This window comes from Paenibacillus odorifer (assembly GCF_000758725.1).
GTDB lineage: Bacteria > Bacillota > Bacilli > Paenibacillales > Paenibacillaceae > Paenibacillus_AQ > Paenibacillus_AQ odorifer.
Map to the genome: position 1 here is coordinate 3,911,369 of NZ_CP009428.1, position 15,520 is coordinate 3,926,888.

12 protein-coding genes are annotated in these 15,520 nt (G+C 41.8%); 5 read left to right on the forward strand and 7 right to left on the reverse strand.

Annotation, left to right across the window (positions count from 1 at the left end):
- Nucleotides 1-8: 8 nt before the first annotated feature.
- The 7 genes from PODO_RS16995 to PODO_RS17040 all read right to left on the reverse strand — a co-directional run bounded on the left by PODO_RS16995 (nt 9) and on the right by PODO_RS17040 (nt 11,192).
- Nucleotides 9-383, reverse strand: coding sequence for an iron chaperone (locus tag PODO_RS16995; protein WP_036688098.1), 375 nt, complete (start codon nt 381-383; stop codon nt 9-11).
- A 19-nt stretch (nt 384-402) separates the two neighbouring features.
- Entirely contained in the window at nt 403-777 is a 375-nt protein-coding gene (locus tag PODO_RS17000; protein WP_038571690.1) for a DUF4180 domain-containing protein, read from the reverse strand.
- Complete coding sequence (locus tag PODO_RS17005; protein WP_038571694.1) at nt 758-1,297, reverse strand: ankyrin repeat domain-containing protein; 540 nt, start codon at nt 1,295-1,297, stop codon at nt 758-760. Before PODO_RS17005 ends, PODO_RS17000 begins: the two co-directional genes overlap by 20 nt.
- A 161-nt stretch (nt 1,298-1,458) precedes the next feature.
- On the reverse strand, nt 1,459-5,778 hold the full coding sequence (locus tag PODO_RS30090) for an Ig-like domain-containing protein (protein WP_169744780.1): 4,320 nt from the start codon (nt 5,776-5,778) through the stop codon (nt 1,459-1,461).
- Nucleotides 5,779-5,986: 208 nt separating this feature from the next.
- Nucleotides 5,987-7,078: a response regulator gene (locus PODO_RS17030; RefSeq protein WP_036688106.1), complete on the reverse strand. Its 1,092-nt coding sequence runs from the start codon at nt 7,076-7,078 to the stop codon at nt 5,987-5,989.
- A 3-nt stretch (nt 7,079-7,081) separates the two neighbouring features.
- Nucleotides 7,082-10,192: an ATP-binding protein gene (locus PODO_RS17035; protein ID WP_143758582.1), complete on the reverse strand. Its 3,111-nt coding sequence runs from the start codon at nt 10,190-10,192 to the stop codon at nt 7,082-7,084.
- A 769-nt stretch (nt 10,193-10,961) separates the two neighbouring features.
- Nucleotides 10,962-11,192 (reverse strand): hypothetical protein, encoded by a 231-nt coding sequence (locus PODO_RS17040; protein WP_038571697.1) that lies wholly within the window; start codon nt 11,190-11,192, stop codon nt 10,962-10,964.
- A gap of 216 nt (nt 11,193-11,408) precedes the next feature.
- Here PODO_RS17040 and PODO_RS17045 point away from each other — a divergent pair, with 216 nt between their 5' ends.
- From PODO_RS17045 to PODO_RS32170, 5 genes are all read left to right on the forward strand, one after another.
- Entirely contained in the window at nt 11,409-12,056 is a 648-nt protein-coding gene (locus PODO_RS17045; RefSeq protein WP_036688165.1) for a hypothetical protein, read from the forward strand.
- Between the two features lie 481 nt (nt 12,057-12,537).
- Nucleotides 12,538-13,326: a MerR family transcriptional regulator gene (locus PODO_RS17050; RefSeq protein WP_038571700.1), complete on the forward strand. Its 789-nt coding sequence runs from the start codon at nt 12,538-12,540 to the stop codon at nt 13,324-13,326.
- Nucleotides 13,323-14,000 (forward strand): GNAT family N-acetyltransferase, encoded by a 678-nt coding sequence (locus PODO_RS17055; RefSeq protein WP_038571702.1) that lies wholly within the window; start codon nt 13,323-13,325, stop codon nt 13,998-14,000. The genes PODO_RS17050 and PODO_RS17055 overlap by 4 nt, the downstream gene beginning before the upstream one ends.
- Nucleotides 13,984-14,991, forward strand: a complete 1,008-nt coding sequence (locus PODO_RS17060) for an alpha/beta hydrolase family protein (protein WP_036688171.1) — start codon at nt 13,984-13,986, stop codon at nt 14,989-14,991. The genes PODO_RS17055 and PODO_RS17060 overlap by 17 nt, the downstream gene beginning before the upstream one ends.
- 189 nt (nt 14,992-15,180) lie before the next feature.
- Nucleotides 15,181-15,315: a hypothetical protein gene (locus PODO_RS32170; RefSeq protein ID WP_256719494.1), complete on the forward strand. Its 135-nt coding sequence runs from the start codon at nt 15,181-15,183 to the stop codon at nt 15,313-15,315.
- Nucleotides 15,316-15,520: the final 205 nt, after the last annotated feature.

Here is a 15,520-nt window from a genome sequence, read left to right on the forward strand (position 1 = left end):
TAGACGCCTTATTTTGCTTCAACTTTTTTTAGATTCTCAGAGACTCTGAAGGTTACAATCTTGCTAATTAATTCATAAGGCATAGGCTTATCAATGGGGAATTGAACGGAACCTTTAGCACCTTTATAGCCTGATAATTCATCTTTAAAAGCATTAATTCCACTTGGTGTGGGGTAGAATCCAATATGCTTGGGATAAGCAGCGAAATGCACCAAATTTCCGTGTAATGCAAAAGTAGGCATCTGATAGCTTATTTTTTCCTCTGCTTCCGGTGCCGCCTCTTTTATCACCTTTCTTAACGTATTAAGGATTTCCTGAACCTCAAGCGAAAACCCGGAAATATAGGCATCGATCGATTCATATGTGATTTTACTTTCATCCATGATATATCTCCTCTCAAGATCATCTCCACGATTTGCATAAATGAAGGGCTGCTAAAGCCTCAGCTTCAGTACTTTTGAACAACATCTTATCGCCTTGATTGCATTCGTAAAAAAAATCATTCAGACTTTTGCTGTTATAGCTTGTAAATTCTCCTACGATAGCAACTCTCATCTGATAGTTTGTATATTTTTGAGCAATCTCACCAGCAATTCCAGACTTTAGCTCGAAAAAATCATCCGTAATCTGTTCCTTCCTCAGAAGCATTTTATCGCATCCTTGGTATTTCACATTCATCATTAAGTCTAAGGCATCCCTTACATTATTGATAATGATCTCTTCTCCAGAGATTATAGCTACCGTTGAATCATTCTTATCATCCACTGTGATTTTCATTCAAGACTACTCCTTTTCCGCGGAGAAATTCTGCAACATTATGATTACTCTGCTTAATCGCAACCGACCATGCAGATTCACCACTTTTAATTTTAGCAGAAATGTCGGCGCCATGTTCGATTAACAACTCTATTAGTTCTACATTATCCGTATGAAAAGCAGCAGAATGTAAGGAAGTATAACCATCACTATCAAATATATTGGTCTTGGCCTGATGTTGCAAAAGAACCCGGATCACCTCCATATTTCGCTCACCAGCAATTGCCGCATGTAATGCTGTGTTGGATGGAATATAGCTGATTTGGGAATGTGACATTGCATCAATGTCAGCACCATAGTCTAACAAAACCTGAACAGCTTCCACTTTACCAAAATGCGCGGCATAACCAAGCGGTGTAAGACCCTCGTTATTCTCCATATTCGCAAGGTACGGATGAGCTTCCAGGATTTCTTTCAGCCGTTCTACATGGCCTGATTCTGCTGCCTGAAATACATCATTAATGAGTGGATTTATTTCCATAGATTTCGCCTCTTTTCTAATTATCGTATAAACGATCTAAGTTATTTTTTCTGGATAACTAGCCATTCTCCTGCTTGGCTAACCATAAAAAGAAAAGAGGACTCGTTCAATGTTCTTTGAACGAATCCTCTTTCTTCATCACAATTCTGGAGCTTAGTAGATTAAATTAAATCTGACTTTTCAAGTAGCCGCTTCACGATCTCTGCAACCTCAGCTCTTGTCATATCATCTTTTGGAGCAAGCCCTTTACTGCTTCTTCCCATGATAATGCCTGCCTGCAAAGTGTCAGTAACTCCACTGATCGCCCAGTTAGAAACCTCACTACTATCTGTAAATGGAGCTAACAAAACGTCAGCCGATTGAACAGAAAGCTTAGTCTGTAGCGCTGTAATTTTCATCGCTTTGGCGATAATTAACATCGCTTGTTCGCGGGTAATATGTTCATCAGGGCGGAACATACCATCTTCAAAACCATTGATTAATTGATAAGCAAATGCTGTGTTGATCGCACTGTTATACCAATCCGTGGTCTTTACATCTGAGAATGGTGTTGCAGCTTGTTCCATCTCAAGTCCCAGACCGCGTACAACAATCGCCGCAAACTCTGCACGGGTAATGGCTTGATCCGGAGTAAATTGACCATTACCTGTTCCCTCAATGACTAATCGAGAGCCCATATCGTTCACTGCCTCTTTTGCCCAGTGATTAGCCACATCACTAAATTCAAGCGGATGCCAGATTACGGAGTAAGTACCTCCGCTTAAGCTGTTGATAGTAGCAAAATATTTGCCATCAATTACAACCACTTTAGTAGGTACATGGTGTACCGAACCTTCGGAATCAACATACACTCCAGTTGTAATCTTGTTCGGGTCCATCCCCTCAGGAATGGCTATGGTACGTTTAACATACGTATTGAATTGGGAAAGTTCAATACTCTTATCTCCGTAGATACCTCTGGCCGTAAAATTAACTGGCGCGGAAACTAATGAAAAGGATCCTTTTTGCGCAGCTGCTTCTAAAGCTTTAACTTTATCGGCTGTAGGGGCGCTAATTTCAATCTGTATCTTAATATCTTGCAAAGCTACCGACTTGCCGATTTGCTCGTTCAAAGCGTCAATATTAATTTGCTGAGCAGGCAGTGTAAATGTCGCATTTCCTGTTTTGATCTCAAGAATTGCCTGATTACCCTGCATATTTTTAACCATTTGTCCGTTTAGTTCGCCAACTATAACATCAGATTTACTATTTGCAGCGATAGAAACTACCGTACCTTTACCTTCAGTGGCGAGCTTGTCCTCTAGCTTCTTCTGATCTAACACAATGGTGGTTAACGTTTGCTCATTCCGTTTACCATTCGTTGCGGTTCCCACTGTTTCCGCTTTACCATTGATTAGGATGGAAGCATCATTTACCACAGGTGCCGGAGTTGCTGATGGGGTTGGTTGCCACGGAACAACAACATCACCACCAGATGAAGTGCTAGGAACAACTGCATTGGACTCAGCAGAGGATTCGCTGATGCCAGCTTTATTGATTGCCTGTATCGTGAAGGTATAGCTTGTTCCATTCGTCAAACCACTGATTGTCAGCGGACTTCCAGTTCCCGTAACCGTCAAACCTCCCGGATTAGCAGTTACAATATATCCTATGATTTCGCTGCCTCCATCGTTCACCGGCGGTATAAAGGTGATGATTGCTTGACCATTCTCTGCAGTTGCAGTTACAGATGTTGGAATTCCTGGTGCTGTAACTGGCTTAACAGGAGCCTTCACAGTGACGGTTGTAGAAGCCGTATAACTTCCATCTTTCGTCGTTACCGTAATGATGGCTGTTCCCTCACCAATCGGAGTTACTACTCCATAAACAACCTTAGCTACTGTCTCATCGCTGGAGCTCCAGATCACACCTTTATTTGTCGCATTAGCAGGTGCTACTGTAACTTGTAGATTACCGTCGCCTTCACCCACCGTTAAGTTAAGTTCTGTCTGGTCTAAAGTCACCCCAGTTACGATAACGCTAGGTGGCTTAGGAGCGGCTACATTTACTGTGGTTGAAGCCTTAAAACTTCCATCTTTGGTCGTTACCGTAATAACAGCTGTACCCTCACCAACCGGAGTTACCACTCCGTTTATAACGGTCGCGACTGTCTCATCGCTGGAGCTCCAGATCACGTCTTTATCCGTTGCATTGGCAGGCTCTATTGTTGCTTTTAGGATTCCATCAGCTTCTCCAGCTGTTAATTCCAGTGTCTCCTGATCTAGCTTCACTCCAGTTACGTCCACAATGGGAGGGATTGGGGCACTCACACTAACTGTGGTTGAAGCCGTAAAACTTCCATCTTTGGTCGTTACCGTAATAACTGCTGTACCCTCACCAACCGGAGTTACTACTCCGTTCACAACGGTCGCGACTGTCTCATCGCTAGAGCTCCAGATCACGTCTTTATCCGTTGCATTGGCAGGCTCTATTGTTGCTTTTAGGAGTCCATCAGCTTCTCCAGCTGTTAATTCCAGTGTCTCCTGATCTAGCTTCACTCCAGTTACGTCCACAACCGACGGGATTGGAGCACTTACATTTACTGTGGTTGAAGCCTTAAAACTTCCATCTTTCGTCGTTACCGTAATAACAGCTGTACCCTCACCAACCGGAGTTACCACTCCGTTTACAACGGTCGCAACTGTCTCATCGCTGGAGCTCCAGATCACGTCTTTATCCGTTGCATTGGCAGGCTCTATTGTTGCTTTTAGGAGTCCATCAGCTTCTCCAGCTGTTAATTCCAGTGTCTCCTGATCTAGCTTCACACCAGTTACGTTCACAACCGGCGGGATTGGAGAACTTACATTTACTACAGACGAAGCAGTAAAACTTCCATCAGTAGTCGTTACCGTGATGATCGCTGTTCCAACGCCAACTGGAGTTACCACTCCGTTTACAACGGTTGCAACAGTTTCATCACTAGTGCTCCAATTTACTGTTTTGTTCGTGGCATCAGCAGGTGTTATTACGGCACTAAGTGTGTCCCCTGCTTCTCCTTGTGTTAAACTCAGTGATGGTTTATCCAAAGACACTCCGGTTACGATTACATCCCCCGTATTGTTTACCGTCACATTAAAAGTGTAGGTGTTGTTTAATGTTCCATCACTTACTTTGACTGAAATCACACTGGTGCCAAAAGCATTCGCTGCGGGTGTTATTTCTAAAGTTCGTTGCTCACCACTTCCACTTATTTTCAGTCCATTATTCGGAATTAAGAGCGTATTCGAGGAAGTAGCTGATACTTGTAGGTCATCTCCATCCACATCGAGGACCTTAAAGGATCGTGAGACCGACTTGTTTTTATCGGTTGTAGTATTCCCCATAAAACCTGTGTCCTGCTTCCAGGTTGCCCCAGTAATTGTACCGTTCTTAAGGGGAAGACCAGAAGTATTAATAGCGACATTCCCATCATTGCTATTCGCTAATTTATAGTTTAAAGCCAGATTAGGCTCCGAGCCTGTCAAGTCGACATTCATTTCTCGAACAATATCACTTTGGGTCTTGGCTTTACTCCAGAACCTCACGTCTCTCATTCCACCGTTATAATCTCCGTCCTGTCTCCACGTGCTTTTTCCAAGCCAGTTATTCGGACGTGCAACGTTGCCTACAGTACTTAAATCCATAGCCCCTTCTGCCTTAAGTACACCATCCCAATAAATCCGTCCCTTTTTCTGACTGTGATCATAAACAATCGCGACATGAACCCATTTAGAAATCGGGAAATCCTCAGTGACATTAATATCTCCCTTATTAGTGTAGGCAGTGAAATTCATCCGTTTGCCGTTAAAACCCACAAAAATATTGTGGTTCTGCTCTGCGATCGATGATTCAAAAAATCTCATCCAGGTCTGAAAAGCATCTACCTTCAAAAATCCTTCAACTGTAAAAGAATTCCCATAAATCCGTTGATCCGGGAAGGTCACATAATCCCCGTTGCCGTCAAAACTAAGATAGTCCCCACCATTTAGTTCTGTCAGATAAGGTGCATCGTTCACTGGATTTACAGTAATTACGGCTATACCCGGATCTGAGCTGAACGCGGCAGATACTGTGGTATTCGCATTTTTTTGATAATTTTGATAACCTGATGCTGTTGTATCCCATAGCTTAAAGCTAATGGAAGCAGTTCCGTTCCAGTCTTTAGCCGGGACAAAACGGATTTTCTCCGATTTCAGCAGCAGAAAAGCATTACTGTTCGACACCGGCTCGATATTATACCAAATTCTTCCCACCGTGTTGTAATACTGCCAGGCCCCTTTGGTATTATCTAAAGCTACTACAGCAATCCCTGTTGACGCTGGATCCGATACTTTTCCTGTCAAAAAGCTGGCTACCTCAACCCCTGCGTTGGAATAGTCATCTTCATTGATGGACGTTATTATAGCTGGGCTATTCTCGATCCAACCGAAACTAGCTTTTGCACTTATGATTGGAGTTTGCATAGGACCCACCCCCTGCACCACAAGTCCAGTACATAAAGAAATACTAATGCCTATTTTCATAAATGATGGCTTCAAACTCTATTTCCCCCTCTAGCATAAATCATGTCATTAATTCGACAATAATCGAGAGTATTATACAAAATTAAGATAAACAAAAAATAAACAAAAAAAGAACCCTCGATAACCATCCATTCGAAGGTTCCTTCCATTACAATAACTTCTGTTTCATTAACGCTTTGAGTTTAGGATCAGGTGTTGTTCCGAGCTCTTGCTGCAACATCTCTTCCAATTGGCCAAATTTCCGCTGTGCTTCATTCATTCGCCCTAATTCAATTAATAAGTTGATGATTTCATGATAGATGTCCTCTCGCAAGGAATCTAATTTTAATATTTCTCCAAAATAATGTAGTGCTTGATGCTGCTGATTCTGCTCTAAATGAAATCTTGCAGCCAGCTCCAGCAATCCTATATATTCATGCTCGAGTCTCCGGGTCCTGCTACTAGCCCATTCATAGGCTTTTCCTTTGAGTAATGCTCCTGAGTATAAAACTTCTGCTTGAATCATCCATTCAACATGTCTTTCAGAGGTTTGCCTAATTTGCTTTAACAATCGCTCAAATTCATACAGATCACAATAAATGCTGCTCTCTACTACATGAATTTCGTTCCTGCTTGCTTTTATATAATTGGCGCCGATTGCTTTTCGAATATAATACAGCGTCGAGTTCAGATTCTTCCATGCTTTTTCAGGCTCCAATCCGCTCCACAACGTGTCGATAATTTCCTCCCGGCTAACCGTTCCTTTACTAACCAGAAAAGCAAATAATTCTTCTGTTTTTGGACTTCTCAGCTTGATTAGCTCTCTGTTCTGCGTTCTGCGATACACTTTTAAACCATTAAACAAAAAAACTTCTAACGTAGGCTCAGCCGTTGTATTTCGATTCATTTTTTTGAGTTTCTCTAACGTCTTAGACAACCGCTCCGCAGTTACAGGCTTCAAAAGATAATCCACTGCACTTAGGTCAAAAGCCTGCAGCGCATACTCATCAAATCCGGTTACAAAAACCACATCTATCGATTCATCCAATTCATGCAAAAGGCTAGAAAGCTTCATCCCATTCGTCTCAGGCATAGAAATATCCAAAAAAGCTACATCTATCGGATTGGCCTTCGCAAAAGCATAGGCTTCCGCTGGATCCAAAAACGTCTCATAGACTTCAATCTCTCCGCTCTGCGATAAGATCCGCTTCAGGCGTTTTACCGATAACTCCTCATCATCTACAATAATCGCTCGCAGCATGCCTTAACCTCCCATCCGCTTAAGCTGCTGTATTGGAATTTCAAAAGATACCGTTGTGCCTAATCCTTCAGCACTTTGAATATGAATATTTTTTCCATATAATAGCTTGATGCGCTGACTGATATTCCACAGCCCCACCCCTCTTTTATCTACATCTGACTTCATTACTTCTTTCAATTTATGCTCACTCATTCCAGATCCATTATCCTCCACAATAAAGCTAATCACCGAATTCTCTAATTCTTTTACAGATATATTTACCGTGCCACCCCGCAAATTGGACATTAGGCCATGCCTTATTGCATTTTCGACCAAAGGCTGTAGAATCAGCGGAGGAATCCGGTAATCCGTATTAACTCTCACATCATATTCCACATTTAATCTGGCACCGAAGCGTGCTTTTTCAATATTGATATAAGCCTCTACCAGCTCAATCTCATTCTCCAGACTCGTTAGTGAATCCAGTTGTTTGAAATCAAAGCTGCTTCGCAAATACTGTGACAGCTGCAGTGTCAACTCTTCGGCCTTCTCAGGTTCTTCCACACATAGTTCAGCAATTGAATTCAGAGCATTGTATAAGAAATGAGGTTTGATCTGGGATCGTAAAAAAGCTATTTCGGCGTCTTTGGCAGTCTTCACGGAAGCTCTCAATCGGGTCAGACTTTTAACACGTGCCATTAGCTCTTCAGCTTCAAAAGGTTTTCCCACATAGTCATTTGCACCGTTATCCATGGACATCTTCATATCGCTCACCCTGTTCTTGGCCGTCAACATTAACACAGGCAGCTCAAAAGGAGTAAATCTCTCTCTAATCTTTTGCAGAACCTCGTAACCCGAAATGTCCGGCATGGTAATATCCAGTACCACCAGAAAAAAATCTGTGTTTTTCGCTAGCTCCTCAAGTGCCATCTGCCCGCGATTAACAACCACAATAGAATATTTCTCTAGCTTAAACAGATTGATCATAGATTGCAGATTGGCAAAATCATCGTCCACTACTAAAATGGGCTCATCGATCTCGCCTTTGATATAAAGGGGATAACCACCATGGGAGAAACTTAATTCTTTATAAGAATGTACCGCCTTAAGGGTAGGTCTCGTGATTGGCTTAACCGCTTTATCCCACCGTGGAAGTGTAAAAATAAACACCGAACCTTTTCCCACTGTAGATTCCACAGCTATGTTCCCGCCATGCAGTTCTACTAGCTTCTTAGTAATACTTAATCCGAGTCCTGTTCCACCATGACTATGAATCTCCGCCTCATCCACCTGCTCAAAAGCTTTGAAAATACGCTCCTGCATTTCCGGTGAGATTCCCAAACCTGTGTCTGCCACACGTACTTCCACCCACTCCTGAATAACTCTGGCACTAATCTCTATTTCACCCTGTTCCGTAAATTTAATCGCATTATCAACCAAGTTGTGGAAAATTTGAATCAGGCGATTGCCATCTGCATTCACCATAGGGAAATTCGAAGCGACTCTGTTAACGAGCAGGATCGACTTTTCTCCGAGCAGAAAAGAATGAATGCCAATGACGGAATCAACAACGGCTTTCAAATCCAGTTTGCTTTTGTATAATGTGATGTCTCCGTACTTCATTTTGGAATAATCGAGTAGTTCATTTACCATATGTGTTAATCTTCTGCCGCTCCCGATTACGATCGCTAGATTCTGCGCTTGTTTTTCATTAACTGGACCCTCAACCCCATCCAGCAGCGTAGCTGTAATGTTCACTATGGCATTTAGAGGTGTTTTTAGTTCATGTGAGGTGTTGGAAAGGAATTCATCTTTAATTTTATCCAGCCCAATCAACTGGTTTTTCATCTCGTCTATGGTATGGTAGGCTTCAAAAAAACGTAGAACAATCAGCACGATCATGATGATATTAAAAGCCACAATGTAAAACTGTCCGAGCCAAAGGTTCTCTTTTATAGATAGAGCAAACAGAATAATATCTATGGAATATAGATTAATAGCTAGAATCGCCATAAACATCAGCAGCAATTTGATTCTATTTACTTCTGCGCTTCTGATATACAGGGTGGCCACTCTACATAACATCCAAATTAACATCAGCTCATATAAAATAATCACATACGGATAAATGACCGTGTAAGAACGAATCGGCAGGATGGCGACCAGAATTATAAAGCTGCCTAAAACAATCGTTATGGCTTGAGTAAATTTTAAAGATATTATGCTTTTGTGCATTTGGTAAAAAAATATTGCGAGCACAATAAAGCAGGAGATGGAGCTTATATCCTTTACTTTGTAGAGCATTATGAACGAAAGTTTAGGGAAAAAGAGTAAGAGTGAACGCTCACCGATCAACCCATGATATATCGCAAACAGCAAACAAATAGTCGCAAACACAAGTAAAGAGTAATCCTGCTTACGGTATAAGGACGCTGCCCCAAAGCAGATAAAAAAGATAAGGGCAAGTGTGCCTAAAATAGCAACGGTGCTAAATTCACGGGCCGTACTCTTCTGCTGAACCTCCATCATTGCTGCTTCCTCACCAAAGGATAAAGAAACCGGAATGCCCCCATTTACATAATCGAAGTTGGAGACTTGAATTATGATTTCTACATCTCCCTTATCAGACGAAAAAAGCCCAATCTGCGGGATATTTCCTGACCGATAATCAGCTTCATTAGCAGCAGGATTACCATCCTCAATAACTGACTGTCCATTAACAAAAATCCTGCTTGAAAAGCGGATATTTGTTTTTTTCAAGGCGAATACCCCACTTACGGGCAGGTTTTTTAGAACCATCCGATAGGTGGCAGAACCGAAGGCGGGTAAAGGGCTTCCATTAACGATGTTGCCGTTCCACCGGGAGGGCACCTCCATCCAAGCTGAAGAAGCAGGTATATCTGCGCTACCCGCCCTAAAATGCTCAGGAGTTAATAAGTGATTCCAATAAAACTCCCATTCACCGTCTAACTTGATAATCTTATCCTGTTCGTAATCCCAAGCTGCGAGATCCATGACTCCATGCTGCACTTGCAGGTGACTCCCTTGTTTATCGTGACCCATAAGAATGGATAGAGGAATCGCAGATAATAAAATTAAACCAATCAGATAGATAAGTAATGTCCTTTTGAGCATCGTATCGGCCCCTTTTATGGAAGAGTAAAGCTGCAGCAATCACCAGGGCCATCCTGCAACACGTGTTGAAGAGTAAAAAGTTTAGATGAACATAGATAATTCTATAAAATTTTCTAATTTCCTTCACAATTCGACAAAGTAATGGGCCTTTATTAGGATTTTTTTCTGAAAAAGCGGGACTTGTATGAAAAGATGGTCTGATATGACCATGATGAGTAGGATGACGGTGTGAGCACGATGAGTAGGACGACGGTATGAGCATGATGAGTAGGACGACGGTATGAGCATGATGAGTTTAATTGACGAAATGAAAGGACCAGTTGGGCGACTTGTGCTACTTTGGCAACTCGAATGTATCTGCCGGGCGCATGCGGACTCAGGAGACCTTATTTGCTGAAAAATGAGGGTTTTGCCACGCTATCGGACTCAGTTGCAACAATTCGCTCATAACTACCCCATTTTGAGTCGATTTGCAGCTAATAAGAGCTTTGCAGTCCGTAACTTTTGGAATACGAGCGAAAATGTACGAATAGCTACAATACGGTCCGTTCATCCGGAGTTACATGACTTTGGTGACATAGACAACATGGATAATCTGACGACTTGGACTAGATAGACAATTCTGACGTCGTTGGGAACTCTGAATACTTACACCGCGCGCATGCGGACTTAGGAGACCTTATTTGCTGAAAAATGAGGGTTTTGCCACGCTATCGGACTCAGTTGCAACTATTCGCTCATAACTACCCCATTTTGAGTCGATTTGCAGCTAATAAGAGCTATGCAGTCCGTAACTTTTGGAATACGAGCGAAAATGTACGAATAGCTGCAATACGGTCCGCAACGTTCGAAAATGAATAATGATATTGCGCAGAGCACGTAATCCATTTTTGCGGATCAGTAACCACATGATGATCGTCCTAGAAAAGCCATGCGGCCGCGCGGGGGAAGAATCCGCTTTTAGAGTAACTATTAACTTCAGCAAATTCAGCTCGTTCACCCTGCTAGCTTCCTTCATCTAAAACCTATTTGGATTCGTCATCCTTATACACAGTAACTCATTGAAGAAATCCTCAGCACTCGTTATAATAGCAACTATAGGTCGTGAAGAACACGCCGCTTTTATACAATCTCTATCCTGGGTAAGCTCAGGAGGAATTGTATGGGAGCGGCTTTTTCTTTTTTCAAAAAAAATTACTTAAGGAGGATACACAAAATGTCCAGATTCGAACAGCAACTAGAGGAATGGTTACAGATCAACTTGGATAAGGAGAACAATCCCCGCAGACAGGAGCTTCTTGCAAAAGGGTTGGGCTATGGAACAGTCGAATTTCTACGTGCGGTATGGTTTCCTGCTGTAGGAAACTTCAACTACTTGTTCCCGGAATGGGAAGTGCGCGATTTCAACAATGGTTATCGTTATCTTGATCTGGCCTATATGCCAGGTGGAGCAAAGGGCGGAATTGAGATTCAAGGCTACGGTCCGCATGCTAGAGATCTTGATGTACGACGATTCAAAGATTTATGTAGACGCCATTCCTTATTATCGCTAGACGGTTGGACCTTCCTATCCATCGCCTATCCCTCAATCACGGACGAGCCTCAGCTATGTCAACAACTAGTACTCGCATTCATCGGCAAATTCATGGCTTCAGACGTGCCCTCTTCATTAACATGGTTAGAAGCTGAAACACTTCGTTTCGCAAGACGTCTTCTGCGTCCTTTCACACCTGTTGAACTCACCCATCATCTTAGAGTCACTAATCGTCATGCCCGACGTGTTTTACATGAGTTAGTTGAACAGCAGCTACTAGAGATCGTCGGTGGAAAAGAACGGAATCGAAGCTATCAGCTTAGAATGTGATGATTTGATTTGATTAGTTTGTTTTGATTAGTTTGGTTTGATTAACAAAGTTACGTTCGGACCGTATAGCTCTTATTTCCCAATTATCTTCGTTTTCGCCACGCTATCGGACTCAGTTGCAACTATATGCTCATAACCACCCCATTTTGAGTCGATTTGCAGCTAATAAGAGCTATGCAGTCCCTAACTTTTGGAATACGAGCGGAAATGTACGAATAGCTGCATTACGGTCCGTAATGGCAACTCTAAGGTCATACCAGCAAGGCTCATACAAAAAAATGATCATGAATCTAATCCGTTGCACCCCCGCATTGTCCTTCCAAAATCTAAGTCTTTTTCAATACCACCCATTACTATTACTAATCATTATTTAGAAAAAAAGTGCTCTGCTTATCCCGTATTTTAATCGACGCTTGACCTTAGGTCTGACCTAAGGTTTATAGTTATTTTATCAAATAACTTACAGTTAGGAGCACCGCCCTTGAATCCGTACCTTACAATTGGAGAACTATCAAAACTTATGAATGTATCTATCCACCAGATTCGATATTTTGAAGAAAAAGAAATCCTGTTTCCATCCTATATAGACAATAATCAGTACCGGATGTACGGCATCGATGAGATCTATCAATTGGCACATATCCTGTTGCTCCGCAAATTAAACATCCCTGTCAGTACCATTAACCAAAGTATGAATAAATCCGCAACGAATGACTACCAACAGCTGTTAGAGAAATCGCTAAACAAAATCAACTCAGAAATAAACCAATTAATAATGCTGCAACAATTTATACAAAAGGTACTAAAAGAACATGCAGATTATGGCAACATGGAGGGGGATTATCAAATTAAACATGTGGACAATCGTTATCTGAAAAAGTGGTTGGTGCTAGAGGATAACGAAACACTAACTGCGCGAAGTTTATATGAAAAAAGACCGCAGAACCATCATTTATTTGAAACAGATTTGCATTATGTATACGATTCTGAACAAGTAACCTTATGCTTTGAAACCATTGAAACCACTCCCGCCCCTGACATTTTTTTAGAAAAAGGGTGCTATCTCTATAAAGCATTTTTTGTAGCTGACGATCAGGATGTAGATCATGAAATTGCCAAGCTGGAACACTTTTTAAATGGGCATCACTACATGGTATTGGGACCAATCATCATTCTGGAGAAATCGTACCTATCCATGTTTAACAACGACAAGCTTCATTATGAGCTTCAAATTCAAATCGAGCATGCCCTAGCTGATACTACTAAATGAGTACAAACGAGGTTATCATCGCCCATTACCAGGAACAAGATCGTGAGGCTGTAAGCAGGCTATTGGTAGATGCATTTCAGGGGAAATTTCACTCTCTCCTCTCTCTCGAGGACAATGAAATTGCTGATCTACTTATAAGACTTTGGGAACAAGATTCTACTTCCTTATCATCTAAACAAATAATCGCTTATGAAAACGGAGAAGTGGTTGGCACTATCTACTTAAAATGGCAGGATACTCTCTCCCTTAAAAAAGGATCAATTAAACCACTGAATCGGGCTCCCTTTTTGCAGCTATTCAAGAAATTTGGATACTTAAATGTTTGTAAGTTAATCCTTGGGTTATATTTTTTGGATTATCAACCTAGAGCAAAAGAGTGTTATGTGGCTCATTTGGCTGTTCGGTCCAGTCACCGTAATAAGGGAATTGGCAAAGAGTTGCTGGGTTGGGCGGCGGATTTTGTAAACAGTCATTCTGAGGTTGAAAAATTAACACTACATGTTGCTAACAAGAATAAACGAGCCATTAATATGTACCAGCAGTTGAACTTTGAGATCCATAAATCTAACTATAGCGCGGTAAGACATTTACTTTTTAAAGAGCCTATTTGGCATTACATGACAAGAAAAACATCGCTACAATCTGGGGGATCAATGAATGAAAAAGAAAATTAAGCTAACTGTCTGGATGATTACCATTTCGTTGTTAATTGCAGCGGTCTTGTTCGTACTACAGCAACATTCTTTCTCAATGACTGAGCAAAAAATTGAAATTGATACGCCTCAAGGTCAACTAACAGGAACCTTAGTTCTGCCCGAAAGCTACTCTGGAACCGTCGGACTGGTAGTTTTTGTTCATGGGGATGGCCCAGTTAATGATACTTACGATGATGGATATAAACCTTTGTGGGAAAAGCTCGCCTCTGCCGGATATGCTTCCTTATCTCTTAACAAACCAGGTATTGGGGGTTCCTCAGGGAACTGGCTAGAGCAAAGCATGGAGGATAGAGCACAAGAAACTATATATGCGATTAACTGGGCTAAAGCCTTACCTATGATTGATGCTCAAGCTATTGGTTTGTGGGGAGCAAGTCAGGCGGGCTGGGTGATTCCCAAGATTGTTAAAAAAGTGCCTGATCTCGCCTTCAGTATTCTTGTATCCCCCGCCATTCAATGGATTTCTCAAGGACAATACAATACCAGACAAGAGATGATTTTAGAAGGTTTTTCGGAAAAGGAGATAAAAAAGAGAGAAGATTATAACGCGCAAATCCTACTGCTACTTAAGGAACAGGCGTCATATGAAAGTTACTTGCGAATTGCACAATCGGACGATTTAATTTCCAAAGAAAAATGGGGTTTTTTCTCTAAAAATTATCAGTCAGATGCGAGCGAGGATTTAAAAAACTTCACTACTCCTGTCCACTTAGTTCTTGGCGGGCAAGATATAAATGTAGATGTTGAGGAAACCGAACGTATTTACCGTGAAAAAATTCCTAAAAACCTACTCTCCGTCTTCTATCTTCCTGATGCTGATCACTCTATGCTCTCAAAAAAGAATGCCTCATCACCATTAAGAACATATTTGACCGCAGTCTTTTTCCCACGACATATTGTTGTTGAGCAATATTTAGATGATTTGGTTCACTTTGTAAGCCAGTTTTAATCTGTTTGCCATCCATTAATACACTCTCGCCAGTTGAACTCCCTACGTTCGGACCGTATAGCCCCTATCTGCCAATTTTCTTCGTTTTCACCACACTATCGGACTCCGTTGCAGCTATTTAATCTAAAGCACCCCTCAAATCCACTTTTTCAGCTCATTAAGAGCTATGCAGTCCGAAACTCAGGGAAAATGAGCGAATTAGCAGAAATAGCTGCATTACGGTCCGTAACGGCAACCGCGGAAGGAATTACCCACAGCCAAGCCCGTGTGTTGGCTTTGATTTTTCCACAAACTAAGCATTTTGTAGAATACCTAAGTCTGTAACCACTCAACTCCCTACGTTCTGACCGTACAGCCCTTATTTGTTGAATTTCCTCGTTTTCGCCACGCTATCGGACTCAGTTGCAGCTATTTACTCAAAAGCACCCCTCAGATACACTTTTTCAGCTCAATAAGAGCTATACAGTCCGAAACTCAGGGAAAATGAGCGAATTAGCTGAAATAGCTGCATTACGGTCCGTAACTCCAA

Bases quoted from the DNA above. Each gene is read 5' to 3' on its own strand.
- PODO_RS16995 (WP_036688098.1), bottom strand. From the start codon at position 383: ATGGATGAAAGTAAAATCACATATGAATCGATCGATGCCTATATTTCC.
- PODO_RS17000 (WP_038571690.1), bottom strand. From the start codon at position 777: ATGAAAATCACAGTGGATGATAAGAATGATTCAACGGTAGCTATAATC.
- PODO_RS17005 (WP_038571694.1), bottom strand. From the start codon at position 1,297: ATGGAAATAAATCCACTCATTAATGATGTATTTCAGGCAGCAGAATCA.
- PODO_RS30090 (WP_169744780.1), bottom strand. From the start codon at position 5,778: ATGCAAACTCCAATCATAAGTGCAAAAGCTAGTTTCGGTTGGATCGAG.
- PODO_RS17030 (WP_036688106.1), bottom strand. From the start codon at position 7,078: ATGCTGCGAGCGATTATTGTAGATGATGAGGAGTTATCGGTAAAACGC.
- PODO_RS17035 (WP_143758582.1), bottom strand. From the start codon at position 10,192: ATGCTCAAAAGGACATTACTTATCTATCTGATTGGTTTAATTTTATTA.
- PODO_RS17045 (WP_036688165.1), top strand. From the start codon at position 11,409: ATGTCCAGATTCGAACAGCAACTAGAGGAATGGTTACAGATCAACTTG.
- PODO_RS17055 (WP_038571702.1), top strand. From the start codon at position 13,323: ATGAGTACAAACGAGGTTATCATCGCCCATTACCAGGAACAAGATCGT.
- PODO_RS17060 (WP_036688171.1), top strand. From the start codon at position 13,984: ATGAAAAAGAAAATTAAGCTAACTGTCTGGATGATTACCATTTCGTTG.
- PODO_RS32170 (WP_256719494.1), top strand. From the start codon at position 15,181: ATGAGCGAATTAGCAGAAATAGCTGCATTACGGTCCGTAACGGCAACC.